This is a genomic window from Streptomyces sp. NPDC087440 (genome assembly GCF_044744005.1).
GTDB lineage: Bacteria > Actinomycetota > Actinomycetes > Streptomycetales > Streptomycetaceae > Streptomyces.
Genome location: NZ_JBIUXN010000012.1, coordinates 1 through 24383, shown reverse-complemented (window position 1 = coordinate 24383; position 24383 = coordinate 1). Strand labels below are relative to the sequence as shown.

19 protein-coding genes are annotated in these 24383 nt (G+C 72.6%); 13 read left to right on the top strand and 6 right to left on the bottom strand.

Features of this window, described 5'->3' with window-relative positions:
• Nucleotides 1-123: 123 nt before the first annotated feature.
• Nucleotides 124-1206 (top strand): sugar phosphate nucleotidyltransferase, encoded by a 1083-nt coding sequence (locus tag ACIO3O_RS23130; protein WP_401748754.1) that lies wholly within the window; start codon nucleotides 124-126, stop codon nucleotides 1204-1206.
• On the opposite strand, the gene ACIO3O_RS23125 is transcribed toward ACIO3O_RS23130, so the two are convergent.
• From ACIO3O_RS23125 to ACIO3O_RS23110, 4 genes are all read right to left on the bottom strand, one after another.
• Nucleotides 1207-2097, bottom strand: coding sequence for a DNA-3-methyladenine glycosylase family protein (locus ACIO3O_RS23125; RefSeq protein ID WP_401748753.1), 891 nt, complete (start codon nucleotides 2095-2097; stop codon nucleotides 1207-1209). It lies immediately after the preceding gene.
• Between the two features lie 346 nt (nucleotides 2098-2443).
• Entirely contained in the window at nucleotides 2444-3766 is a 1323-nt protein-coding gene (locus tag ACIO3O_RS23120; RefSeq protein WP_401748752.1) for a coenzyme F420-0:L-glutamate ligase, read from the bottom strand.
• Nucleotides 3763-4719 carry a 2-phospho-L-lactate transferase gene (gene cofD / locus ACIO3O_RS23115; protein ID WP_401748750.1) on the bottom strand — a complete coding sequence of 319 codons (957 nt, stop codon included), beginning with the start codon at nucleotides 4717-4719 and terminating at the stop codon, nucleotides 3763-3765. The genes ACIO3O_RS23120 and cofD overlap by 4 nt, the downstream gene beginning before the upstream one ends.
• A 67-nt stretch (nucleotides 4720-4786) precedes the next feature.
• Nucleotides 4787-5287, bottom strand: a complete 501-nt coding sequence (locus ACIO3O_RS23110) for a cysteine dioxygenase (protein ID WP_401748748.1) — start codon at nucleotides 5285-5287, stop codon at nucleotides 4787-4789.
• 807 nt (nucleotides 5288-6094) lie between these two features.
• On the opposite strand from ACIO3O_RS23110, the gene ACIO3O_RS23105 reads away from it, so the two are divergent.
• The 3 genes from ACIO3O_RS23105 (at nucleotide 6095) to ACIO3O_RS23095 (ending at nucleotide 11914) form a co-directional block, all read left to right on the top strand.
• Nucleotides 6095-6358: a WhiB family transcriptional regulator gene (locus ACIO3O_RS23105; protein WP_030927001.1), complete on the top strand. Its 264-nt coding sequence runs from the start codon at nucleotides 6095-6097 to the stop codon at nucleotides 6356-6358.
• A gap of 277 nt (nucleotides 6359-6635) precedes the next feature.
• Nucleotides 6636-10427 carry a glycosyltransferase gene (locus ACIO3O_RS23100; RefSeq protein WP_401748746.1) on the top strand — a complete coding sequence of 1264 codons (3792 nt, stop codon included), beginning with the start codon at nucleotides 6636-6638 and terminating at the stop codon, nucleotides 10425-10427.
• On the top strand, nucleotides 10424-11914 hold the full coding sequence (locus ACIO3O_RS23095; protein WP_401748745.1) for a DUF5719 family protein: 1491 nt from the start codon (nucleotides 10424-10426) through the stop codon (nucleotides 11912-11914). The genes ACIO3O_RS23100 and ACIO3O_RS23095 overlap by 4 nt, the downstream gene beginning before the upstream one ends.
• 80 nt (nucleotides 11915-11994) lie before the next feature.
• On the opposite strand, the gene ACIO3O_RS23090 is transcribed toward ACIO3O_RS23095, so the two are convergent.
• Nucleotides 11995-12495 carry a metallopeptidase family protein gene (locus ACIO3O_RS23090; protein ID WP_401748744.1) on the bottom strand — a complete coding sequence of 167 codons (501 nt, stop codon included), beginning with the start codon at nucleotides 12493-12495 and terminating at the stop codon, nucleotides 11995-11997.
• 320 nt (nucleotides 12496-12815) lie between these two features.
• Between ACIO3O_RS23090 and ACIO3O_RS23085 the strand changes: the two genes are divergently transcribed.
• From ACIO3O_RS23085 to ACIO3O_RS23050, 8 genes are all read left to right on the top strand, one after another.
• A complete protein-coding gene (locus tag ACIO3O_RS23085; protein ID WP_401748742.1) occupies nucleotides 12816-13253 on the top strand; it encodes a DUF3499 domain-containing protein in 438 nt (145 codons plus the stop codon).
• A 98-nt stretch (nucleotides 13254-13351) separates the two neighbouring features.
• Entirely contained in the window at nucleotides 13352-14716 is a 1365-nt protein-coding gene (locus ACIO3O_RS23080) for a phosphomannomutase/phosphoglucomutase (protein ID WP_401748740.1), read from the top strand.
• 263 nt (nucleotides 14717-14979) lie between these two features.
• Nucleotides 14980-15162, top strand: coding sequence for a Trm112 family protein (locus tag ACIO3O_RS23075; protein WP_401748738.1), 183 nt, complete (start codon nucleotides 14980-14982; stop codon nucleotides 15160-15162).
• 149 nt (nucleotides 15163-15311) lie between these two features.
• Complete coding sequence (locus ACIO3O_RS23070) at nucleotides 15312-16451, top strand: SIS domain-containing protein (RefSeq protein ID WP_401748736.1); 1140 nt, start codon at nucleotides 15312-15314, stop codon at nucleotides 16449-16451.
• Nucleotides 16452-16615: 164 nt separating this feature from the next.
• On the top strand, nucleotides 16616-17839 hold the full coding sequence (gene manA / locus ACIO3O_RS23065) for a mannose-6-phosphate isomerase, class I (RefSeq protein WP_401748734.1): 1224 nt from the start codon (nucleotides 16616-16618) through the stop codon (nucleotides 17837-17839).
• A 108-nt stretch (nucleotides 17840-17947) separates the two neighbouring features.
• Nucleotides 17948-18925: a cation diffusion facilitator family transporter gene (locus ACIO3O_RS23060; RefSeq protein ID WP_401748732.1), complete on the top strand. Its 978-nt coding sequence runs from the start codon at nucleotides 17948-17950 to the stop codon at nucleotides 18923-18925.
• A gap of 409 nt (nucleotides 18926-19334) precedes the next feature.
• The gene (ahcY, locus tag ACIO3O_RS23055; protein WP_401748730.1) at nucleotides 19335-20792 is read left to right on the top strand and encodes an adenosylhomocysteinase; all 1458 of its coding nucleotides are present in this window, start codon (nucleotides 19335-19337) and stop codon (nucleotides 20790-20792) included.
• Between the two features lie 526 nt (nucleotides 20793-21318).
• Nucleotides 21319-21966, top strand: coding sequence for a hypothetical protein (locus ACIO3O_RS23050; RefSeq protein ID WP_401748728.1), 648 nt, complete (start codon nucleotides 21319-21321; stop codon nucleotides 21964-21966).
• Here ACIO3O_RS23050 and ACIO3O_RS23045 read toward each other — a convergent pair.
• Nucleotides 21963-22916, bottom strand: a complete 954-nt coding sequence (locus tag ACIO3O_RS23045; RefSeq protein WP_401748726.1) for an RDD family protein — start codon at nucleotides 22914-22916, stop codon at nucleotides 21963-21965. The two genes, ACIO3O_RS23050 and ACIO3O_RS23045, sit on opposite strands and share 4 nt — an antisense overlap.
• A gap of 125 nt (nucleotides 22917-23041) precedes the next feature.
• On the opposite strand from ACIO3O_RS23045, the gene ACIO3O_RS23040 reads away from it, so the two are divergent.
• The gene (locus ACIO3O_RS23040; protein ID WP_401748724.1) at nucleotides 23042-24046 is read left to right on the top strand and encodes a stage II sporulation protein M; all 1005 of its coding nucleotides are present in this window, start codon (nucleotides 23042-23044) and stop codon (nucleotides 24044-24046) included.
• The last annotated feature ends 337 nt before the right edge of the window (nucleotides 24047-24383 follow it).

Sequence of the window (24383 nt, the reverse complement as noted above, 5' to 3'; positions counted from 1 at the left end):
CGGACCTCGACCGCGACACCGACACCTGCTGCACGCGGGGCGCCGACCGGGACGTATCGAACAGTCTGCATACACTGGCCAGCCACATCCGGCCCGGCCCCAGCAGGAAGCAGAGACGACAAGGTGACTGAAGCGATCCTCCTGGTCGGAGGCAAGGGAACCCGGCTGCGACCCCTCACGGTGAACACCCCCAAGCCCATGGTCCCGGCGGCCGGGGTGCCCTTCCTGACCCACCAGCTGGCCCGCGCCAGGGCCGCCGGAGTCGAACACATCGTGCTCGCCACCTCCTACCTCGCCGAGGTCTTCGAGCCCCACTTCGGCGACGGCTCCGCGCTCGGTCTGCACCTGGAGTACGTCACCGAGGACGAGCCGCTGGGCACCGGCGGCGCCATCCGCAACGTCGCCCCCCGCCTGCACTCGGGCCCCGACGAGCCGGTCCTCATCTTCAACGGCGACATCCTCACCGGCCTCGACATCGAGGCCCTCGTCTCCACCCACTCCACCTCCGGTGCGGACGTCTCCCTGCACCTCACCCGCGTCGAGGACCCCAGAGCCTTCGGCCTGGTCCCCACCGACGCCACCGGCCGTGTCACCGCCTTCCTGGAGAAGCCGCAGACGCCGGAGGAGATCGTCACCGACCAGATCAACGCGGGCGCGTACGTCTTCCGCCGCTCGGTCATCGACACCATCCCCACCGGCCGCCCGGTCTCCGTCGAGCGCGAGACCTTCCCCGACCTGCTGGCCGGCGGGGCGCACCTCCAGGGCATGGTCGACTCCACGTACTGGCTGGACCTGGGCACCCCCCAGGCCTTCGTCCGCGGCTCCGCCGACCTCGTGCAGGGCCGCGCGCCGTCCCCGGCCGTCCCGGGCCGCTGCGGCGACCGCCTGGTCATGCCGGGCGCGGTCGTCGCCGCCGACGCCAAGCTCACCGGGGGCACGGTGATCGGCGCGGACGCGGTGGTGGGGGAGGGGGCCCGGATCGAGGGCTCGACGGTGCTGGCCGGTGCGGTGATCGAGCCGGGCGCCGTCGTCCAGGACTCCCTGGTCGGCGCGGGCGCACGCATCGGCTCCCGTACGCACCTGGTGGGTGCGGTCATCGGCGACGGCGCGCAGGTCGGCGCGGACAACGAACTGCGCGACGGCATCCGTATCTGGTGCGACGCGGTCCTCCCGGCGGGCTCCGTCCGCTTCTCCTCGGACCAGTGACTACAGGTGTGAGATACGCCCCGGGGCGCGGCGGGGGCCGCGCCGGGGCGGGGTCAGCCCGGTGAGCAGGATGTACCGGGCGGCCCTGTGCCGCTGGCCCGCATAGGGCGCCAGCAGCTCCAGCATGTCGGCGTCGGTCGCCCCGCGCCTGCCGGTCAGCGCGTATCCGACGATTCCCGGCAGGTGCAGATCCCCCACGGTGAGCGCGTCGGGCGCCCCGTTGCTCCGCTGGAGGGTCTCGGCGGAGGTCCACGGGCCGATCCCCGCCACCAGCTCCAGCCTCCGCTTCGCGTTCTCGTACGTCATTTCCGCGGCCTCCTCCAGCCGCGGCGCCACGCGCACCGCGCGCACCACGGTGTCGGCGCGCTTGGCGTCGACGTTGGCCAGGTGCCACTCCCAGGAGGGGATGCGCGCCCAGCCGCGGGCGTCGGGCATGGCGTACAGGCCCTCCGGGACGGCGAATTCAGGGGTACGGGGCAGGGGTGCGGGCTCGCCGAACGTCCGCACCAGGTGCCGCCAGGAGCGGTACGCCTCCGTGGTGGTCACCTTCTGCTCCAGTACGGACGGAATCAGCGACTCCAGCACCAGCCCCGTCCGGCACAGCCGCAGCTCCGGGTGCCGGTGCTGGGCCTGCGCGACGACCCGGTGGTGTGCCACGAAGGCCTCCGGCTCGTCGCCCTCACCGAGCAGCAGGGGCAGCTGCCGCAGCATCCACGCGGCCCCCGGCCCCCATGCCTGGGCGTCCCCCTCGGTCACCCGGAGCGTCCCGGGGCCCTCGGGCGTCCGGCTCACCCGCCACACGGCGCCGTCCTGGGCCACCCGGTACGTGGGGTCCGCGCCGCCCCGCCGCAACGGTCCCAGCACGACCCTCCGCTGAAATCTCCCTGCCACGGGTCGACCCTACGGGGTGGGGCCCCTGTCCCGTGCGGGTGAGTGGGTGGCTGGTCGCGCAGTTCCCCGCGCCCCTGAAGGGGCTGCTTCGCAGCCGCCTTCCCCTTCCCGCTCCCCCCCGCCGCCTTGGGCGGCGGGGCCGCCCCCCGGGGGGCGGGACGGGCGGGCAAGGGGGCGGACCGCCCGACTCCGGCCCCGCCCGGTTCCGGCCCTCTCGCTCCCGGCCGACCCCACTACCGGCCCGAGGCCGAGCCCCACGCCGGACGCCCGTCCCATGGGGCCCCGGCCCGCCCCGTACCGCCCGCGATCCCGGCGCCACCAAGCCCCGCCCCCGTACCGGAAAAGTTCACCGCACGGTGATGAAGCCCTCCACCCCCCGCTCCCCCCGCGCCGCCGGCTCGCCCGCCGGACGCCCCACCGCGACCGCCCCCATCGGGTCCCACCCCTCCGGCAGCCCCAGCACCTCCCGCACCACGTCCCGGCAGAACATCGTCGACGACACCCACGCCGACCCCAGCCGCTCCCCGGCCAACGCCACCAGGAAGTTCTGCACCCCGGCCCCCATGGCCACCACGAACATCTCCCGCTCCGCGGCGTCCCGCCGGACGTCCCCATACGTGTGGGACCCGTCCGTCACCAGACACGGCACCACCAGATAGGGCGCCCTCCGCAGCACCTCCCCGCGCCGCACCCGCTTGGCGATCGACTCCTCGGACTTCCCGTCCGCCCGCAGATCCGCGATCCACGCGTCCTTCATCGCGTCCAGCAGCCCGGCCCGCGCCGACTCCGACTCCAGCAGCACGAACCGCCACGGCGTCGTGTGATGCGGCGCCGGTGCCGTCACCGCCGCCGCGACCGCCCGCCGCACCGCCCCGGGGTCCACCGGGTCGTCGGTGAACTCCCGCACCGTGCGCCGCTGCGTGACCGCCTCCCGGACCGCCTCCGACGTCCCGAGCCGGAACATGTCGTCCGCCGCACCCCGTACGAGCGCCCGCGCACCCTCCGCGTCCGCGGCGACCACGTGCGCCAGCCCGCGCACGACGGCCACCGGCAGCCCGTCCGCCTTGCCCTTCACCAGGTCGCCCGCCGCCGCCAGCTCGTCCGCCGTGGCCACGATCGTCGCGCTCAGCGGATTGCCGTACGCGTCCATCCCACCCCGCAGGTCGTCGAGCACCCGCACCCCGGCTGCCCCGATCGCCACGTCCGTCAACCCGCTGCGCCAGGGTCGCCCGAAGGTGTCGGTGACGACGACGCCGACCTCGACGCCCAGCGCGTCCCGTACGCCGTCGCGGATGGCCCGTGCCGAGGCGTCGGGGTCCGCCGGCAGCAGGAGCACCGTCCCGGCGGGGGTGTTGGAGGCGTCCACCCCGGCGGCGGCCATGATCAGCCCCTGCCGGTTCTCCACGATGCGCAGGGTGCCGCGGCGCGCCACGACCCGTACCGTCTCCGCGTCGATGGCTTCCTCGCGCGAGTCGGCGGCCAGCATCCGGCCCTCCGCCTTGCTGACGATCTTCGACGTGACGAGCAGGACGTCGCCGTCGGCGAGCCCGGGCTCCGCGCCCACGATCAGCTTCGCCAGGTCGTCGCCCTCGCGGACCTCCGGCAGGCCGGGCACCGCCCACACGCGGTACTCCGGCGCGCCCCGCACCGTACCCACGGAGTCGCTCATGCCCGTACCTCCGACGCCAGCTCCAGCGCGGCACTCGCCATCGCGGCGGTCGCGGCGAGGTCGGTCATCATCAGCGGCACGGCGCGGCAGCGGATGCCCGCGTCCTCGACGGCCTGCACGGTGTGCGCGTCGACGGTGTCCACCAGCCAGCCGTCGAGCAGCCCGGAGCCGTAGTGCTGGGCGACGGCGGCGGCCGTCGACTCGACGCCGACGGCGGCCAGGACCTTGTCGGCCATGCCGCGCACCGGGGCGTCGCCGACGATGGGGGACAGGCCGACCACCGGAACGCCCGCCTCCGCGATGGCCTCGCGGATGCCGGGGACGGCGAGGATCGTGCCGACGCTGACGACGGGGTTGGACGGCGGGAAGAGGATGACGTCGGCGGAGGCGATGGCCTCCAGCACGCCGGGCGCGGGCTTGGCCTGCTCGGCGCCGACCGGCACGATCGCCTGCGCGTCGACGGAGGCGCGCAGCTTCACCCAGTACTCCTGGAAGTGGACCGCCCTGCGCTCGCCGTCGGTCTCGATCGCCACGTGCGTCTCGACGCGGTCGTCGGACATCGGGATCAGCCGCACGCCCGGCTGCCACCGCTCGCACAGGGCTTCGGTGACCGCGCTGAGCGGATATCCGGCGCCGAGCATCTGGGTGCGCACGATGTGCGTCGCGAAGTCGCGGTCGCCGAGCCCGAACCATTCCGGTCCGACGCCGTACGCGGCGAGTTCGGCCTTCACGTGGAAGGTCTCCTCCGCGCGACCCCAGCCCTGTTCCTCGTTGATGCCGCCGCCGAGGGTGTACATCACCGTGTCGAGGTCGGGGCAGACCTTCAGCCCGAACAGATGAATGTCGTCACCGGTATTGCCGATGACGGTGATGTCCGCCTCCGGTGCGGCCGCTTTGAGGCCACGAAGAAAACGAGCACCGCCGATACCGCCTGCAAGAACCACAATGCGCATACGGAGCAGTGTGTCAGGCGAAGCCTGACTCCCTAAAGGGGCGGTGGCCGGGCGACGGGCGGGCGTGTCAGGCGGTGCTGACATCCTGTTGGGCGGTCGCGAAGGGCGCCGTGTACATCGGCATCTCGGTGAGCCCGGGGAAATAGACGTGCAGGCTCACGGCCGGTTCCAGGGAGTCGTTGACGACCTCGTGGACGTGACCGGGCACGGACACGTACTGCGCGCCCGTGCCGAGCGTCCGCGCACCCCTGTCGCCGCGCTCGGTGAGCTCGCCCTGAAGGACGGTGAGGACGCCCGAGGACGCCCCGTGGTCGTGTGCCCCGCTGCCCTGCCCGGGCACCCAGCTCAGGAGCCACACTTCGTAACCGGGGCCGGTGCGCAGCCGGTGGTACCAGCGGGTGGTGGCGTCGTAGCGCACCAGGTGCGCCCACTGGGAGCGGTCGGCGGCGATGGAGCGGGCCAGGCCGGCGAACTCGGCCACGGTGGCGGGGTGCTCGCGGGCGGGGGCCAGGAGGTGCGTGACCTCAAGGATGTCGCCGGCGATCTGGAGGTCGCTGTCGCTGTTCATGGTGCGGGGGTTCCTAGGCAGTCAGTGCTGGGGTGTCGCAGAACGGGTGCCGCACCGGTGCGTGGGGTGCGAGCGGGACGCGGCGCACACGGGGTGGGGTGTGCGGCGGGCCGGAGCCGGAGCGGCCCGGGACGGGCGGGGCTTCGGCGGCAGAGCCTCGGGGCTCTTCAGAGCTGGAGCGCGGGTGGCTTCAACAGCTGTGACAGCAACAGTGACAGCGGGCCGGGGCAGCACTGCGGACCACACGGGTGTGGGTCACGGGGAGTGCTGCGGTCGCTGGCATGGAAACAAAGGTGACCGGCAGCCTCGTCGGCTGTCAACTCGACAACCGGTTTGGCGGCAATGTTTCACCTCATGCGGTGAGCCTGGACGCAGAAAGGTTTGTGCGGTCGCTGACGTGGAGAGACCGCGCTGCAACCGTCAGTGTTCACCGGCGGGCCCCGCGCACTGCGACACGCGCCGCGTCTGTGCTTCTCCCGCTCCGCGTTCACCTGCGCACCGTTGCCGTCTCGTGATCCGACTGTGATCCGAGTCGCTTCACGGGGCGAACCGCAACAAGATCCATCTCTTCCGCGTCTTCCTCCCTGTCGGGGGTACCCGTTGTCGAGGCGAGGTCTTGTGTCACGGTTTTTGGCGATTTGAACACTTTCCGCATAGCCTTGGTTCCGCAGAGTGAATAACGGGCCCAATAGCAGATCCCGGCTTGACTGCCACGGAGCTACACACTTGTAATTTCACTCGTGTCGTTCGGCCGGATTCGGTAACGGCAACATCACGGGGAAGACAAAAGACAGACGAGGGGCGCACATGACCGAGCTGTTCCAGCAACTGCTGGTCGAGGACGCGGACGAGGAACTCGGCTGGCAGGAGCGCGCATTGTGCGCCCAGACCGACCCCGAGTCCTTCTTTCCCGAGAAGGGTGGTTCCACCCGTGAGGCAAAGAAGGTCTGCCTCGCCTGCGAAGTCCGCTCGGAATGCCTTGAATATGCCCTGTCGAATGACGAACGCTTCGGAATCTGGGGCGGATTGTCCGAGCGTGAACGCCGGAGACTGAAGAAGGCCGCGGTCTGAGCGGTATATGCGGGGCGGCCCCCGAACGAACAGCCGCACCGCCGCGGTGCCCCGGCCGCACCGCCCAGCAAAACAGCACAAGGCAGTACACAACGAACGGTCCGCCGCCTGCCCCTTCCCCGCAGGCGGCGGACCGTCTGCATGCGCAGCCGTTAGTGTGGGCCGCTGTCCGGCGATCGCACCGGGTGCCCCACGGGCCCTCGTGCGCACCGCAGCCAGCGTTAACCAGCCTTCCGGGGGGCGACCCCCGGACCCCGGCCGGAGGGCCCGTACGTCGATGTCCGTCAGTCAACCAACGGCCCCGTACGCGGCCGCCGCCACCCCGCCCGAGTTCCCCCGCCACGTCGTCACCGCCGTACTCGTCTCCCACGACGGTGCGCGCTGGCTCCCCGACGTGCTGCAGGGACTCCTCGGCCAGGAACGCCCGGTGCAGAACGCCGTCGCCGCCGACACCGGCAGCGCCGACGACTCCGCCCAGCTCGTCGCCGAGGCCTTCGGCGACGAACGCGTCCTGCACCTCGCCCGCCGCACCGGCTTCGGCACGGCCGTGGAGGAGGCGGTGCGCACCGCACCCGTCCTCACCCCCGAGGAACTGCCGTACCTGAAGAAGCCCAGCGGCTGGGACCCCGTCAGCAGGCAGTGGCGCGACGACGCCTACGACATGCCCGACCTGCCGCACGGCGAACCCGTGCAGTGGCTGTGGCTGCTGCACGACGACTGCGCCCCCGCCCCCGACGCCCTCGCCCACCTCCTGCGCGTCGCCGACTCCGACCACACCGCCGCCGTCGTCGGCCCCAAGCTGCGCGGCTGGTACGACAAGAAGCAGCTCCTGGAGGTCGGCGTCTCCATCGCCAACTCCGGCCGCCGCTGGACCGGCCTGGACCGCCGCGAACAGGACCAGGGCCAGCACGACCAGGTGCGCTCCGTCCTCTCCGTCTCCAGCGCCGGCATGCTGATCCGCCGCGACGTCTGGGAAGAGCTCGGCGGCTTTGACCGCTACCTGCCCCTGATGCGCGACGACGTCGACCTGTGCTGGCGCGCGCACGCCGCCGGACACAGCGTCCTGGTCGCCCCCGACGCCGTCGTGCGGCACGCCGAGGCCGCCGCCCGCGAACGCCGCACCGTCGACTGCGCGGGCCGCAACGTCGCCAACCCGCACCGCGTCGACAAGGCCGGCGCCGTCTACACGATGCTCGCCAACGCCCGCGGCGCCGTGCTCCCCTACGTCCTGCTGCGCCTCGTCGTCGGCACCCTCCTGCGCACCCTCGCCTACCTCGTCGGCAAGGTGCCCGGACAGGCCGTCGACGAAGTCACCGGCCTGATGGGCGTCCTGCTGCGCCCCGGACGCGTCCTCGCCGCCCGCAAGGCCCGCGGCAAGGGCGACGTCGAAGCATCCGAACTGCGCCCCCTGTTCCCGCCGCCCGGTGCCACCCTGCGCGCCACCGTCGAACAGGTCGCCGGCTCCTTCGGCAGCGGCAACGAGGCCGAGTCCGGCGGCTCCCGGCACGGCGCCGTCGAGTCCGGGCCCGGCGGCGACGACGCCGACTTCCTGGAGGTCGACCAGTTCGCCCGGGTCAAGAAGGTCGCCCGCAAACCGGGACCGGCCCTCTTCGCCCTCCTGCTGATCGTCGCCCTCGTCGCCTGCCGGGGCCTGTTCGGCCCCGGCTCCCTCGCGGGCGGCGCCCTGCTGCCCACCCCCGACGGCGCCGCCGAACTCTGGTCCCGCTACGCCCACTCCTGGCACCCCACCGGCACCGGCGGCACCCAGTCCGCCCCGCCCTACCTGGCGCTCCTGGCCGCCCTCGCGACCCTGCTGCTGGGCTCCACGCACGCCGCCCTGACACTGATCCTGGTGTGCTCGGTGCCGCTGGCCGGACTCACCGCGTACTTCGCCTCCCGGCCCCTGGTGGAGTCCCGGCTGCTGCGCGCCTGGGCATCCGTCGCGTACGCCTTCCTGCCCGCCGTCACCGGTGCGCTCGCCGGCGGCCGCATCGGCACCGCGATCCTCGCCGTGCTGCTGCCGCTGATCGCCCGGTGCGCCGTCTCCGCGAGCGGCGCGCGCACCAGTGCCGGTGCGCGTTCCAGCTGGCGCTCGGTGTGGTCGTACGCACTCCTGCTCACCATCGCCACCGCCTTCACCCCGATCGTGTGGCCGCTGGCGGTACTGCTCGGCATCGGCGTCCTGGTGCTGCGGCGCGACGACATCACCGCCTACGCCCTGCGCTTCGTGGCGGCCGTCGGCACACCGCTGCTGGTGCTCGCGCCCTGGTCGCTGTCGCTGCTCACCGACCCCGCCGCCCTGCTGCGCGAGGCCGGACTGCCCTTCGGGGCGGGCTCCGCGACCCCGCTGGACCTCCTGGGCATCAGCCCCGGCGGCCCCAAGACCGCGGGCGGACTGCTCCTCGTCGGCATCGTGCTGGCCGCCCTGGCCGCCCTGCTGCGCGGCGAGCGCCAGTTCGCCGTCCGCAGCGCCTGGGCGGTCGCCGTCCTCGCGCTCGTCTTCGCCGTCCTGGCCAACCGCGACGGCTGGGCGGGCCCCGCCACCCTCGTCTACGGCCTCGCGCTGATCGCCGCCTCGGTGCTCGGCGCCGACGGTGCCCGCGTGCGCGTCGCCTCCCAGAACTTCGGCTGGCGCCAGCCCGTCGCCGTCCTGATCGCCGCCGCGGCCGCGCTCGCGCCGGTCCTGGCCGCCGTCGGCTGGATGGCCGTCGGCGCCGACGGACCCCTCGACCGCCGCGACCCGGTGCAGGTGCCCGCGTTCGTCGCCGAGGAGTCCACCACCCGCGACCAGCCGCGCACCCTGGTGCTCGGCGGCGGCTCCGCCGACCAGGTGGCGTACTCCCTGGTGCGCGGCTCCGGCGGACGGCTCGGCGACGCCGAACTCACCCGCGCCGCGGGCGCCACCCCCGGCCTCGACAAGATCGTCTCCAACCTGGTCGCCGGCTCCGGCGCCGACCAGGCGGGTCAGCTCGGCGGCTACGCCGTGCGCTACGTCCTGGTGCGCGACGGCGCCGCCTCCCGGCAGATGAGCCGCGTCCTGGACTCCACGCCCGGCCTCAGCCGGCTCAGCCAGCTCGACGGCAGCGCCCTGTGGCGCGTCGAGCGCCAGGTCGCCCGCCTCGCGATCGTCTCCCCCAAGGAGGGCGTGGAACCCGTCCCCGTCGCCTCCCAGCGCATCGAGGCGCACACCACCGTCAAGGGCGGCGAAACGGGCCGCGTGCTGCGCCTCGCGGACACCGCCGCACCCGGCTGGAAGGCCACCCTCGACGGCCGTGAACTCACCAAGAAGACCGTCGACGGCTGGGCACAGGGCTTCGAACTGCCCGCCGAGGGCGGCAGGCTGGACCTGACGTACGCGTCCCCGCTCACCCACACCGCCTGGCTGTGGGCGCAGGGCGCGCTCGCCGTCGTCCTCGTGGTGCTCGCCCTGCCGGGCCGCCGCCGCGAGATCGACGACGACCTCCCCGACGCCGACCCGGCGGCCGCACCGGACGTCCCGGCCGCCCCCGTCGAGGGCGAGGGCCGCCGGGCCCGCAGGCTGCGCGCCGCCGCCGAGGCGGAGGCCGAGCAGGCACCGGCCCCGGCACCCGTCGCCGACCCCTACGCCTCCCCCTACCCGGAGCAGCAGGAGGACGGCGCCTACGCGTCGGTGCCCCAGCAGGGCACGTACGGCGACTGGGACGCCCAGGCCTACGCGGGCGCCAACACCGGCGCCGAGTACGGACAACAGGGCCAGTACACCGCCCAGGACCCCTACCAGCAGCCGCAGCAACAGGGCTACGGCACCCCGGGGTACGACTACGACCCGTACGGCTATCAGCAGCAGCCCCAGGGCACTCCCCAGCAGGAGCAGCCGTACGAGCCCTACCCGAGCACCGGTACCGGTGACGGCAGCACCAGCACCGGCGACCAGAACACCGGCACCGGTGACAGCGCCTACTTCGGCGGCCCGTCCTCGTTCCAGCAGCCGCCCGCGTACAGCCCCCAGCCGTACGACCCCTACGCGGACGAGCAGGGCGACGACCCGCACCACGACCGGCAGCGCCCCGACGGGAGCAACAACCGATGAACCGCAGCACCCTCTCCCTGATCGGCGCCGTCGTCGCCCTCGCCGCCGTCACCGGCTTCGCCTCGATCGCCGCCCCCTCCGGCGGGCAGTCCGGCGCGAAGAGCACCGGCACGGCGGCCGCCCGGCTGCCCGTGGAGCGCTCCAGCCTGCTGTGCCCCGCACCCAGCACCTCCGACCTGGCGGAGACCACCTACACCTCCTTCACCCCCAAGGGCGGCGCGACGGACGCGAAGTCCGGCACGGCGGAGCTGGTGCCGGTGACGGTCCCGGGCAAGCCCGCCAAGAAGCCCACCGTCACCCTCAAGGAGCCCGGAAAGCCCGTCACGGCGACCGCCAGCGGCGCGGACGCCCCCGCCCTCGTCGGCACCGCGGACGGCGCTCTCGCGCCCGGCTGGGCCGCCCAGCAGACCACCAGGCTGGGCGCGGGCCGCGGCCTGCTCGGCGTGAGCTGCTCCGCACCCGACACCGAGTTCTGGTTCCCGGGCGTGAGCACGGCCGAGGCCCGCCAGGACTACGTCCACCTCACCAACCCCGACGACTCCGCCGCCGTCGCCGACGTCGAGCTCTACGGCCCCCAGGGAGCCATCGAGTCCGACGCGGGGGAGGGCATCACCGTCCCGCCGCACGCCACCGTCCCCGTCCTGCTGTCCACCCTGTCCCCGGCCAAGGTCAACGACGCCACCGTGCACGTCACCACCCGCGCGGGCCGCGTCGGCGCGGCGGTGCAGGCGCTGGAGGACAAGGTCGGGGGCGACTGGCTGACCGCCTCCGCCGACCCGGCGGGCACCGTCGTGCTCCCCGCCGTCCCCGCCGACGCCACCTCGGTGCGCCTGGTGGTGTTCGCCACCGGCGAGGCGGACGCCGACCTCAAGGTGAAGCTGGCCGGCGCCAACGGCTCCCTCACCCCGGCCGGTGCGGAGTCCCTGCACGTCAAGTCCCGCATGACGGCCTCGCTCGACCTGGGCAACGTCGCCAGGGGAGAGGCGGGCGCCCTGGTGCTCAGCCCCACGGAAGGCACCAAGGGCGCCCCGGTGGTGGCCGCGATGCGCGTCGTACGGGGCCTGAAGGACAAGCAGGAGGTCGCCTACGTCCCCGCGACCGCCCCCGTCGGCGCCCGCTCCACCGTCGCCGACAACAGGGCGCAGGGCTCGGTGCTCTCGCTCACCGCGCCGGGCGCCGCGGGCGAGGTCCGGGTGACGGCCTCGGCCGGCAGCCAGGGCGGCACGCCCACGTCCAAGACGTACAAGCTCAAGGCGGGCGCGACCCTGTCGGTGGCGGCCCCCGTGCCGTCCGGCCTGAAGGGCTCCTACGCGCTCACCGTGGAGTCGGTGTCGGGCGGTCCGGTGCACGCGGCCCGCATCCTGACGCTCATGGAGGACCGCGTCCCGATGTTCACCGTCCAGTCCATGCCGGACGACAAGGGCACCGTCGTGGTGCCGCGCGCGAAGAACGACCTCTCGGTGCTGGACTCGGCGCTCGACGACTGACGCCCTTCCCGCCCCTCGCACGGACGGGGTCCCTGTCACCAGTACCGGTGACAGGGACCCCGTACGCGACAGTGCTCGCGTCAGTCCTGCCCGTAACGCGGGTCGACCGACTCCGGGGCCAGCCCCAGCAGCTCCGCGACCTGCTCCACGACCACCTCGTGCACCAGCAGCGCCCGCTCGTCGCGGCTCTTGGTACGGATCTCCACGGGACGCCGGTAGACCACCACGCACGCCGGACGCCCCTCCTCGGAGGGCACCACCCCGCCCAGCGGCACGGGCTCGTCCGACCACTCCTCGGGGCCGTCCGCGGCCGCCGCGCGCGGCACGTCGAGCACCAGGAAGTCGACCTCGGCCAGCTGCGGCCAGCGCCGCTCCAGCCGTTCCACGGAGTCCTGCACGAGGTCGCCGAAGGCCTCCGCCCTGCTGGCCGAGAGCGGCACCTGCGGCGGCGCGACGGGGCCGCGCATGCCGCGCCCGTGGCGGTCCCGCCTGCGTGGCCTGGGACCCGTGGGCCGCGGTTCGGCGGCCTGCGACTCGGGTGCGTGCGGGTCGGGGGAGCGGGGCGGTCCGGAACTGTCCATCACTGACGCAGCGTAGCCCTCCGCGGAGCGCGGCGATCGTGCTCCCGCCCGGCTCCCATCCGGCTCCCGCCCACCTCCGGCCACGCGCCTTCCGGGCTCTCGTCCGGGTGCCTCCGCTGTCGCAGAATGATCATTTCAGCCAAGTGCGGGCTCGTTTTCGTAGCCTCCTGCGACCGGTTGTCCCGTCGAAGTCGACGCATTTCGTCGCCCACGGCAACCGGGCAAGGACCCGACAACCCCCGCCCGCAGCGGTCTCCCCGCAGGTCAGAACGGTGCTCGCGCAGGCGGCCGGGACATCCGCCCGGGAACGACACGGTGGGGTGACGTCGGGGGAGAGTCGTCGCGGCCCGTTCAAGAGTGCGGTACCGTCCAACGTCGTGAGCCCTGTACGTCGCTGTTCGCGCACTGCGTGCGGTCGCCCTGCCGTCGCGACACTGACGTACGTCTACGCGGACTCGACCGCCGTCCTCGGTCCGCTCGCCACCTACGCCGAGCCGCACTGCTACGACCTGTGCGCCGAGCACTCCGACCGCCTGACCGCACCCCGCGGCTGGGACGTCGTGCGCCTTTCCGACGGCTCCGCACCGGCCCGCCCCAGCGGCGACGACCTGGAAGCCCTCGCCAACGCGGTCCGCGAGGCCGCCAGGCCCCACGAACGCCCCGCCGACCCGGACGCCAACAGCGCGCGCTCGGCGAACCCGGCCGCCCCCTCCGCCGCCCGCCGCGGCCACCTGCGGGTCCTCCGCTCGCCCGAGTAGGTCCCACCCCCGCCCGAGGAAACGTCACCCTACGGTCCAAAGAACCCCCGTACGGGTAGTTTGGTATGTCCGAACAAGACTTTCCGGAGGAGTGGCCCGTGGCTGCTGATCTGTCACAGATCGTGAAGGCGTACGACGTACGTGGGGTGGTGCCCGACCAGTGGGACGAGCACCTCGCGGAACTCTTCGGAGCCGCCTTCGTGCAGGTCACAGGCGCCGAGGCGATCGCCGTCGGCCACGACATGCGGCCCTCGTCGCCCGGCCTCGCGCGCGCCTTCGCCCTCGGGGCCGCGGCCCGCGGCGCGGACGTCACCGAAATCGGCCTCTGCTCGACGGACCAGCTCTACTACGCCTCGGGCACCCTGGACGTCCCCGGCGCGATGTTCACCGCCTCGCACAACCCGGCGCAGTACAACGGCATCAAGATGTGCCGCGCGGGCGCCGCCCCGGTCGGCCAGGACACCGGCCTCGCGGAGATCCGCGCCCTGGTCGAGGAGTGGTCGCACAGCGGGGCCCCGGCACCGGTGGACGCCCCGGGAACGCTCGTCTCCCGCGACACGTTGACGGACTACGCGGCGCACCTGCTGTCCCTCGTCGACCTCTCCGCGATGCGCCCGCTCAAGGTCGTCGTCGACGCGGGCAACGGCATGGGCGGGCACACGGTCCCCACCGTCTTCGCCTCCCTCCCCGTCACCCTCGTCCCGATGTACTTCGAACTCGACGGCACCTTCCCCCACCACGAGGCGAACCCGCTCGACCCGAAGAACATCGTCGACCTCCAGGCCCGCGTCGTCGCCGAGGGCGCCGACCTCGGCCTCGCCTTCGACGGCGACGCCGACCGCTGCTTCGTCGTGGACGAGAACGGCGCGGGCGTCTCCCCGTCCGCCGTCACCGCCCTGGTCGCGGCCCGCGAGCTGGCCCGCAACGGCGGCCGGGGCACGATCATCCACAACCTGATCACCTCGTGGTCCGTCCCCGAGGTCGTCCGCGAACACGGCGGCACCCCCGTGCGCACCCGGGTCGGCCACTCCTTCATCAAGCAGGAGATGGCGACCACCGGCGCCATCTTCGGCGGCGAGCACTCCGCGCACTACTACTTCAAGGACTTCTGGAACGCGGACACGGGCATGCTCGCCGCCCTCCACGTCCTCGCCGCCCTCGGCGGCCAGAAGGCTCCGCTCTCCGCGCTCCTCGCCTCCTACGACCGCTACGCGGGCTCCGGCGAGATCAACTCCACCGTCGCCGACCAGGCCGCCAGCACCGCCGCCGTGCAGGCCACCTACGCCGACCTCCCGGACACCACCCTCGACCACCTCGACGGGCTCACGGTGTCCACCCCCGACTGGTGGTTCAACCTCCGTGCCTCCAACACGGAACCCCTGCTCCGCCTCAACGTCGAGGCCCGCGACGAACCCACCATGCTCAAAATCCGCGACGAAGTCCTCACCCTCATCCGCTCCTAACCCCCGGCCGAGGCCCCGCCCCCTTGGGCGACGGGGCCGCCCCAAGGGGGCGGAACGGGCGGGCAAGGGGGCGGCCCGCCCGACACGGGCCCACCCCCGTACCGGCCCTCTCGCCCCCGGCCGCGCCCGAAGGCCCCCACCACGCCCGAAGCCCCCGCCCACCCCCGGCTCCGCCCAGCCCAAGCCGCCCCCCTCCCCCCACCCCCCAGCGATAAGCTGACCCCACATCCCCACCCACGCACCACCCCGAAGGGACCCACCCCATGCCACTCGAAGCCGGCCTCCTGGAGATCCTCGCCTGCCCGGCCTGCCACTCCCCCCTCGGCGACGAGTCGGCAGCCGACACCCCCGAACTGATCTGCACCAGCAAGGACTGCGGCCTCGCCTACCCCGTCCGCGACGGCATCCCGGTCCTCCTGGTCGACGAGGCCCGCCGCCCCGCCTGATCCGGTACGTTCCGAACCCGGCCGACGCCGAGGGCCCCGGCCGGGCCCCCCGGACCCGGAGCACACCCGGAGCAGGGACCCGCACTCCGAGCCCCCTCCGCACGAACCCCGAGCCCTCTCCCGTGCACGGCGATCGGAGGCCCCACCCCATGCTCGACGAGTCGCTCCTCGACAGCCCGGAAGCACTGGCCCGCGCCGACCACCGCGGCCTCCTGCGCGGAGCCGCCGAAGCGGGAGCCCGGGTCCGTACCGCCGCCCGGCACGCCACCGAAGCCGGCCTCGCCGACCTCAAGCCCGACGGCCGCCCCCGCGCCGTACTGATCGCGGGCCCCGGCGTCGCCGCCACCGGCGTGGCAGACCTGCTGACCGCCCTCGCCGGCGCCACCTGCCCGGTGACGCACCTGCGCCCCACCGGCGTCGCCCCCGCCGCGGGTGCCCTGCGCTGGGCGCTCCCCGGCTGGGCGGGCCCCGTCGACCTGCTCCTCGTCGTCACCACGGACGGCGCCGAACCCGGCCTCGCCCTCCTCGCCGAACAGGCCTACCGACGCGGCTGCACCGTCGTCGCCGTCGCCCCCCAGCGCTCCCCGCTCAGCGAGTCCGTCAACGGCGCGACCGGCCTCCTCGTCCCGATGGCCACTGCCCCGTACGAGGAGTACGACGAGGGAACCACCGCGGGCCCCGGCCCCCTCTGGGCCCTCCTCACCCCGCTCCTGGTCCTCCTGGACCGCGTCGGCCTGATCGCCGCCCCGCCGGACGCCCTGCAACGCGTCGCCGACCGCCTCGACCGCACCGCCGAACGCTGCGGGCCCGCGATCGTGACGTACAGCAACCCGGCCAAGACCCTCGCCTCCGAACTCGTCGACGCACTCCCGCTCGTGTGGACCGAAGGCACCCTCGCGGGCCCGGCAGGCCGCCGCTTCGCCGCCGTCCTCGCCGAACTGGCGGGCCGCCCCGCCCTCGCCGCCGAACTGCCCGAGGCCCTGACCGCCCACGGCACGCTCCTCACCGGCGGGTACGCCGCCGGAGCCGACCCGGACGACTTCTTCCGCGACCGGGTGGACGAGCCCCAGGCCCTGCGCGCCCGCGTGGTCCTCCTCCGCGACCGGCCCACCGGAGGCCTCTCCGCCGCCCCCGCCGCCCGCGAACTGGCCCTGGGCCACGACACACCCCTCAGCGAACTCGAACCCGAAGAGGGCAGCGAACTCGAAAGCCTCGCCGAACTCCTCGCCGTCACCGACTTCGCGACCGCCTACCTCACCCTCACTGCCTCCGCACCTCCCCCCGACTGACCACCCCCCCCCGCCACGACCACCGAAGACCGCCGTCGCGCCCCACATCCGTAACCCCAGAAACCCCTCTCTTCTCTTCTGCTCCACGGACTCGTCGCCGGGACTTCCCGACCGCCCCCGAGGATCGAGTCCGCACCACGGCCCCGGACCGGAAAAGAGCCACCATGGATCGCCTCGCCAACACCGTGCGCCCCTACGCCTGGGGTTCCGTGACCGCCATCCCGGAACTCCTCGCCGTCGAGCCCACCGGCGAACCGCAGGCCGAACTGTGGATGGGCGCCCACCCGGGCGCACCCTCCCGCATCACCCGCCCCGCCCCCGGCATCCCGGGCATGACGGACCGCGGCCACGCCGAGGCGCTCTCCGACGTCATCGCCGCCGACCCCGAGGGCGAGCTCGGCACCGCGGCGGTGAAGAAGTTCGGCCCGCGACTGCCGTTCCTCTTCAAGGTGCTCGCCGCCGGAGCACCGCTCTCGCTCCAGGTCCACCCGAACCTCGCCCAGGCGCAGGAGGGGTACGCCGACGAGGAGCGCCGCCATGTCCCGATCGGCGCCGTGGACCGCAACTACAAGGACGCCAACCACAAACCCGAACTCATCTGCGCCCTCACCGAGTTCAACGGACTGTGCGGATTCCGAGTTCCCACAGAATCGGCCGCATTCTTCGACGCCCTCGGCGTCGACTCCCTCAAGCCGTACGCCGACCTGCTGCGCGCCCGCCCCGAGGAAGCCGCCCTGCGCGAAGTCCTCACCGCCGTCCTGACCGCCGACCGCACCGAGCTCGCCGCCACCGTCACCGCGACCGCCCACGCCGCCGCCCGCCTGGCCGCCGACCCCGCCACCGAGCCCACCGCCGCGGCCGCGTACGCCGCCTACGCCGACCTCGCCCACCACTTCCCCGGCGACCCGGGCGTCCTCGCCGCGATCCTCCTCAACCACGTACGACTCCAGCCCGGCGAAGCCCTCTTCCTCGGCGCCGGCGTCCCGCACGCCTACCTCGACGGCCTCGGCGTGGAGATCATGGCCAACTCCGACAACGTCCTGCGCTGCGGCCTCACCCCCAAACACGTCGACGTCCCCGAACTCCTGCGCGTCGTCCGCTTCGAGGCCACCGACCCCGGCGTCCTGCGCCCCGAGGCCACCCCCGACGGCGAAGAGCTCTACGCGACACCGATCGACGAGTTCCGGCTCTCCCGCTACGTCCTCGCGGAAGGCGCCGCCCCGGCCCACCTCCCCGACGGCGCCCCACAGATCCTGCTGTGCACCGCGGGCTCCCCCCGCGCGGGCGACCTCCCCCTGGCCCCCGGCGAGTCCGTCTTCGTACCGGCGGGCGAAAAGACCGAACTGTCCGGACCGGGAACGGTATTCCGCGCCACCGTCGTCATCTGACGAACCAGCAGCCCCCGGCGCCCCGCCAAGCTGCAACAATGTGCCGCCACACCCACCGCGGCGCTCGGGCCGCAGCATCCAGGACATCCAGGAAGGAACCCTGCACCCATGAGCGCGTCAGGCGGCACCAAGGCAATCGTGGCGGCACTCGCCGCCAACCTCGCGATCGCCGCAGCAAAGTTCGTGGCGTTCCTCTTCAGCGGCTCGTCCTCGATGCTCGCCGAAAGCGTCCACTCGCTCGCCGACTCCGGGAACCAGGGCCTGCTCCTGCTCGGCGGCAAGAAGGCCAAGCGCGAAGCCACCCCGGAACACCCCTTCGGCTACGGCCGCGAGCGCTACATCTACGCCTTCCTCGTCTCCATCGTGCTCTTCACCGTCGGCGGCATGTTCGCCATCTACGAGGGCTACGAGAAGATCCACGAACCGCACGCCATCGAGGCCTGGTACTGGCCGGTCGGCGTCCTCGTCTTCGCGATCATCGCCGAGGGCTTCTCCTTCCGCACCGCCATCAAGGAGTCCAACCAGACCCGCGGCAACCAGTCCTGGAAGAACTTCATCCGCCGCGCCAAGGCCCCCGAGCTCCCCGTCGTCCTCCTGGAGGACTTCGGCGCACTCATCGGACTCGTCCTCGCCCTCGGCGGCGTCGGCATGGCCCTCCTCACCGGCAACGGCGTCTGGGACGGCATCGGCACCCTCTGCATCGGCATCCTGCTGATCGCCATCGCGATCATCCTCGCCGCCGAGACCAAGTCCCTCCTGCTCGGCGAGGCCGCCGGCACCGAAGAGGTCGACAAGATCAAGGCCGCGGTCGTCGACGGCGACACCGTCACCCGCGTCATCCACATGCGCACCCTCCACCTCGGCCCCGAGGAACTCCTCGTCGCCGCCAAGATCGCCGTCCAGCACGACGACACCGCCGCCGAGGTCGCCGCCGCGATCAACGCCGCCGAGGAGCGCATCCGTACCGCCGTCCCGATCGCCCGCGTCATCTACCTGGAGCCGGACATCTACAGCGAGGCCGCTGCCGCCGCCGGCGAGAACCCGGCCCACACCCCGGGCGGCCCCACCCCCGGCAAGACCCTCTGACCGCACCGCCGTTCCACCCCCTGAAGGCCCCGCCGCCCCGGCGCGGGCCTTCACTCGTTCTCCGACCGTACGATTTCGGCCCCGCCGCCCGCGTCACACCGGCCACCCAGCACCCCCGCCACCAGCACCGGACCGGCGACAGGCCCCGAACCTCCCGAAATGCCCAGCCCCGCAACGCGACTTCCTTCGACCGGGACTCCGGGGGCGGACTGGGGCCCGCTGGGCCGATCGGTGTAAGTTCGTGACCCTAGCCAGACGTCGCTGCTGATGGCGGTCGGGCGGTCCGCAGGACCGGCCGAGGGAGAGAGGGCCTCCGACGGACTGCGCTGCGAGTGCTCGGGCATTCGTGTGCCCGCCGCCGCAGATCAGCCGTAACCACCTCGAACCACCTCACGAGGAGCAGCACTTCATGACGACTGTCGCCACCGGCCAGGACTTCAAGGTCGCCGACCTCTCCCTCGCCGCCTTCGGCCGCAAGGAGATCACTCTCGCCGAGCACGAGATGCCCGGCCTGATGTCGATCCGCAAGGAGTACGCCGCCACCCAGCCCCTCGCGGGCGCCCGGATCACCGGCTCCCTCCACATGACCGTGCAGACCGCGGTCCTCATCGAGACCCTCGTCGCCCTGGGCGCCGAGGTCCGCTGGGCCTCCTGCAACATCTTCTCCACCCAGGACCACGCCGCCGCCGCCATCGCGGTCGGCCCCGAGGGCACCCCCGAGGACCCGCGGGGCGTCCCGGTCTTCGCCTGGAAGGGCGAGACCCTGGAGGAGTACTGGTGGTGCACGGAGCAGGCCCTGACCTGGCCGAACACCCCCACCGGCGGCCCGAACATGATCCTGGACGACGGTGGCGACGCCACCCTCCTCGTCCACAAGGGCGTCGAGTTCGAGAAGGCGGGCGCCGCCCCGGACCCGTCGACGGCGGACTCCGAGGAGTACGCCCACATCCTCACCCTCCTCAACCGCACCCTGGGTGAGGACGGCCAGAAGTGGACCCGCCTCGCCTCGGAGATCCGCGGCGTGACCGAGGAGACCACCACGGGTGTCCACCGCCTGTACGAGATGCAGCGCGACGGCAACCTCCTCTTCCCGGCGATCAACGTGAACGACGCCGTCACCAAGTCGAAGTTCGACAACAAGTACGGCTGCCGCCACTCCCTGATCGACGGCATCAACCGCGCCACCGACGTCCTCATCGGCGGCAAGGTCGCGGTCGTCTTCGGCTACGGCGACGTCGGCAAGGGCTGCGCCGAGTCCCTCCGCGGCCAGGGCGCCCGCGTCATCGTCACCGAGATCGACCCCATCTGCGCCCTCCAGGCCGCGATGGACGGCTACCAGGTCGCCACCCTCGACGACGTCGTCTCCATCGCCGACATCTTCGTCACCACGACCGGCAACAAGGACATCATCATGGCCGCCGACATGGCCAAGATGAAGCACCAGGCCATCGTCGGAAACATCGGCCACTTCGACAACGAGATCGACATGGCCGGCCTCGCCAAGACCCCCGGCATCGTCAAGGACGAGGTCAAGCCCCAGGTCCACACCTGGACCTTCCCCGACGGCAAGGTCCTGATCGTCCTCTCCGAGGGCCGCCTCCTCAACCTGGGCAACGCCACCGGTCACCCCTCCTTCGTGATGTCGAACTCCTTCGCGGACCAGACCCTGGCCCAGATCGAGCTCTTCACCAAGCAGTCCGAGTACCCGACCGACGTCTACGTGCTCCCCAAGCACCTCGACGAGAAGGTCGCCCGCCTCCACCTCGACGCCCTCGGCGTCAAGCTGACGACCCTCCGCCAGGAGCAGGCCGACTACATCGGCGTCCAGGTCGAGGGCCCGTACAAGCCGGACCACTACCGCTACTGATCCGACCGGCACCACGCCGCTCCCCAGCAGCAGTCGACAGCCCAGCTGTCCCGCAGGCCCCCGCCACCCAGTGCCGGGGGCCTGCCCCGTCCCCACCCCCACGCACCAAGCCCCCCGGGGGCCCCGGAGCCACCCGCGTGCCTGCGGAGCCAGGCCGCGTCGGCCCGGTGAGGCTGAGAGCGCAAGGCCCTGGCAGCCCTGGGACAGAGCCCCGACCCACCCCGCCACCGGGACACCCCGGCTGACCGCCCCGACACCCGGCTGAAGGCCCCCGGCCCCCACCACCACAGCCCGCACGGGCCTTCCCCGTACGATCCGATGTGCCGACAAGCCCCGTGCCGAGCTCCCTGCCCCGTGAACCGTGCCTCGCGTCCCGAGCCCCGCGTTCCGTCGGCGGAGTTCCGTACGACCGGCGGCCCGTACGACCCACTGCCCGACGACCCGCGCGTCCCCGACGCACTCGCCGCCCTCACGCCCGCCCCGCGGGGCCAGGCCCTCAACCGACCCGAAGGACCCGAAGCACCCCATGCCCCGCGGCCGTTATTCGCTCCACGATCCCCACGACCACACCCCTCTCGGCGAAGAACACTTCCACTGCGCGCCCGGCCCCTCCGGCTGGCGCTACGTCTCCCAGACCACCACCCCTTCCGGCGACCACTCCGGCTCCGTCGACCTCGCCCTCGACGACCTCGGCCGCCCCATCCGCCTCGAACTCCACGCTGCGAGCTGGCAGGTCCGGGGAGCCGCCCTGGAAGGCGTCACCTGGGTCCGTACCGACCCGACCGGAGTTCACGCCACCGAAGGCAATGTCCGCGCCCACGCCTTCACCGGCACTTCCCCGGCATTCCTCGTCGCTCTGACCCGTCTCCTGCGCCTCACCCCCGCTTCCCCCACCACTCGCGTCCGCCTGGTCGCCTTCACGGACCCGGTCCTGGCACCACGTACGCTCGACCAGTCCTGGTCCTTGGTGAAAAGCGAAGCACACGCCACTGACAACGGCCCCCTGATGGTGGACGAATACCAGGTCAACGCCCTGGACACCGGTGAGCAGCACCAGATCCACATCGCGGGCGACGTCGTCCTCTCGGCCCCGGGCATCGAGCTGGAACACCTCGAAACCCCACCCTCGGTCTTCCCCACCGAGCCCACGGACCAGGACCCCACCTCTTTCTAAGCCGGCGGCGCGAAACCCGTCCTCGCAGGCCGCCCACCCGAGGATTCTTCAGCAGGAGCAGGAGCAGGAGCAGGAGCAGGAGCAGGAGCAGGAGCAGGAGCAGGAGCAGGAGGCCCCGCACTGCCCATCGCCCCACCGGCAGCACCCGCCCCCGCAACCCCCGACCCCAGCGCCGCCGTCCCCGGCACCCCCGCCGAAGCTGCCGCCCGCATCGCCCGCTGTGCGTCCCGCATCTGCCGCTCGTGCACCACAGCCGCCAGATAGGCCGCCGCCGGCACCCCCTGAGGCACGGCCACACCGGTGCACCCGGCCAGGTCCCCGGCCAGCCGCCCCGCCATCGCCGTTCCGACCTGCGGGTCCAACATCCGCATCCGGGTCAGGTACTGACGTACCGCAAGCCACAACCCGTCCGGCACCCGCGACAGATCCAACTCGGCGAACCGCCCCACCAACCACGGCGGCGGAGGCGGTACCGCATCCGTCCGCCCCACCGACACCCGCTCCCGCACCACGAGCGTCCCCGCAAACACGTCCCCGATCCGTCGCCCCCGCTCGGAAACCAACGACGCGACACACGCCACCACCCCGAACGTCGCGAGGATCTCCACGACCCCCACGGCCCCCCGCACCAAGGCGTGGCGGAATCGAATCGGACCGCCGTCGTCCCTGACCACCCGCAGCCCGCAGGCCAGCTTCCCGAGCGACTTGCCACGCGTCAGCGTCTCCACCGCGATCGGCGCCCCGACGAGCACCAGCAGAAACGTTCCGACCATGATCGCTGCGGCGGCCGCCTCATCCAGCGAAGCCGTGGCCAACACCAGCCCCAGCGAAATGCCCAGGTAAGCCGCCCACACCACCACCATGTCGATCAGCAGCGCCAACGCCCGGCTCGGCAGACGCGCAGGCCGCACCCCCAGCACGACCGCGTCACCCGTCACGAACTCACTCACCGGTGCTCACCTCTCGCAGCCCTTCGCGCCCCTGAAATCCTCAGTCTGCCAAGCTGACACCCAGCGCGCGCAGTGCTGTGCCTTCTCGTCGGACCCGGACCCAGTGCCTGGAGCAGCAGCCGATCATGGACCTCGACGTCTTCGTGACCGCCCACCACGCCGAGTGGGACCGCCTCGACCGCCTCCTGGGCCGTCGTCGTCCCACCGGCGCCGAGATCGATGAACTCGTCACCCTCTACCAGCGCATCGCCACCCACCTCTCCCTCCTCCAGTCCACGACGCCGGACCCCGTCCTGATCGCCCGCCTCACCCAACTCGTGGCCCGCGCGCGCTCCACCGTCACCGGCACCCGCCACGCCTCCTGGCGCGACGCGGCCCGCTTCCTGACCCACGGCTTCCCGTCCGCCGTCTACCTCTCCCGCCGTTGGTGGATTCCCACGGCACTCCTCTCCATAGCCCTGGCCGCGGTCATCGGCTGGTGGATCGCCGCCCACCCCGAGGTCCAGGCCTCGATCGGGGCCCCGTCCGACCTGCGCGAGATGACCCGCCCGGGCGGCCAGTACGAGACCTACTACTCCAGCCACCCCGCCGCCTCCTTCGCCGCCCAGGTCTGGACGAACAACGCCCAGGCGGCAGCCATGTGCCTCGTCCTGGGCGCCTTCCTCTGCGTGCCTGTCCTCTGGATCCTCTTCCTCAACATGCTCAACCTCGGCGTGGGCATCGGCCTGATGTCCTCCGTCGGCCGCCTGGACACCTTTCTCGGCCTGGTCGTCCCGCACGGCCTCCTGGAACTGACCGCCGTCTTCGTCGCCGCCGGCACGGGCCTACGCCTGGGCTGGACCCTCATCGACCCGGGGCCCCGCACCCGCCGCGCGGCCCTCGCCCAAGAAGGCAGGGCCGCCCTGGGCATGGCGGTCGGCCTGGCCCTGGTCCTCTTCATCTCGGGCCTGATCGAAGGCTTCGTCACCCCTTCCAGCCTCCCCACCTGGGCGCGCATCACCATCGGCGCCGCCGCCGAGCTGGCCTTCCTCATCTACGTGTACGTATGCGGAGGTCGCGCGGCTCGATCCGGCGAACAGGGCGACATCGAACGCGCGGCCCGCAGCGCCGAGCTTCCGACCGCCGCGTGATGTGCAGGCACCCCTTCTGACCTGCTAGTCTTCTCAACGCCCCAAAAAACCGTTGACATGGTTCGAAGGGGGAGGTAGATTCGAACGGTTGCCTTGATTGGACAAAATCAAGGGCAGCCAGTTAGTCTCTCTCTCGCTCTACTGGAATCTGGAATATCGATTCCACGTAAGGGCCTCCTGATTCCCTTTCAGAATCACGAAGCCGATTAGCTCGGCCAAAATGCTTCTGATAGAGTCGGAATCGCCGGAAAGGGAAAACGCGAAAGCGAAGAACCTGGAAAGCACCGAGGAAATCGGCACTGGAAACAGTCTGATAGAGTCGGAAACGCAAGAACAA

Excerpts from the sequence above, each read along its gene's own strand:
- ACIO3O_RS23095 (WP_401748745.1), top strand. The coding sequence starts at position 10,424 with ATGAACCGCAGCACCCTCTCCCTGATCGGCGCCGTCGTCGCCCTCGCC.
- ACIO3O_RS23050 (WP_401748728.1), top strand. The coding sequence starts at position 21,319 with ATGCCCCGCGGCCGTTATTCGCTCCACGATCCCCACGACCACACCCCT.
- ACIO3O_RS23090 (WP_401748744.1), bottom strand. The coding sequence starts at position 12,495 with ATGGACAGTTCCGGACCGCCCCGCTCCCCCGACCCGCACGCACCCGAG.
- ACIO3O_RS23100 (WP_401748746.1), top strand. The coding sequence starts at position 6,636 with ATGTCCGTCAGTCAACCAACGGCCCCGTACGCGGCCGCCGCCACCCCG.
- cofD (WP_401748750.1), bottom strand. The coding sequence starts at position 4,719 with ATGCGCATTGTGGTTCTTGCAGGCGGTATCGGCGGTGCTCGTTTTCTT.
- ACIO3O_RS23105 (WP_030927001.1), top strand. The coding sequence starts at position 6,095 with ATGACCGAGCTGTTCCAGCAACTGCTGGTCGAGGACGCGGACGAGGAA.
- ACIO3O_RS23040 (WP_401748724.1), top strand. The coding sequence starts at position 23,042 with ATGGACCTCGACGTCTTCGTGACCGCCCACCACGCCGAGTGGGACCGC.
- manA (WP_401748734.1), top strand. The coding sequence starts at position 16,616 with ATGGATCGCCTCGCCAACACCGTGCGCCCCTACGCCTGGGGTTCCGTG.
- ACIO3O_RS23075 (WP_401748738.1), top strand. The coding sequence starts at position 14,980 with ATGCCACTCGAAGCCGGCCTCCTGGAGATCCTCGCCTGCCCGGCCTGC.
- ahcY (WP_401748730.1), top strand. The coding sequence starts at position 19,335 with ATGACGACTGTCGCCACCGGCCAGGACTTCAAGGTCGCCGACCTCTCC.
- ACIO3O_RS23060 (WP_401748732.1), top strand. The coding sequence starts at position 17,948 with ATGAGCGCGTCAGGCGGCACCAAGGCAATCGTGGCGGCACTCGCCGCC.
- ACIO3O_RS23110 (WP_401748748.1), bottom strand. The coding sequence starts at position 5,287 with ATGAACAGCGACAGCGACCTCCAGATCGCCGGCGACATCCTTGAGGTC.
- ACIO3O_RS23070 (WP_401748736.1), top strand. The coding sequence starts at position 15,312 with ATGCTCGACGAGTCGCTCCTCGACAGCCCGGAAGCACTGGCCCGCGCC.
- ACIO3O_RS23120 (WP_401748752.1), bottom strand. The coding sequence starts at position 3,766 with ATGAGCGACTCCGTGGGTACGGTGCGGGGCGCGCCGGAGTACCGCGTG.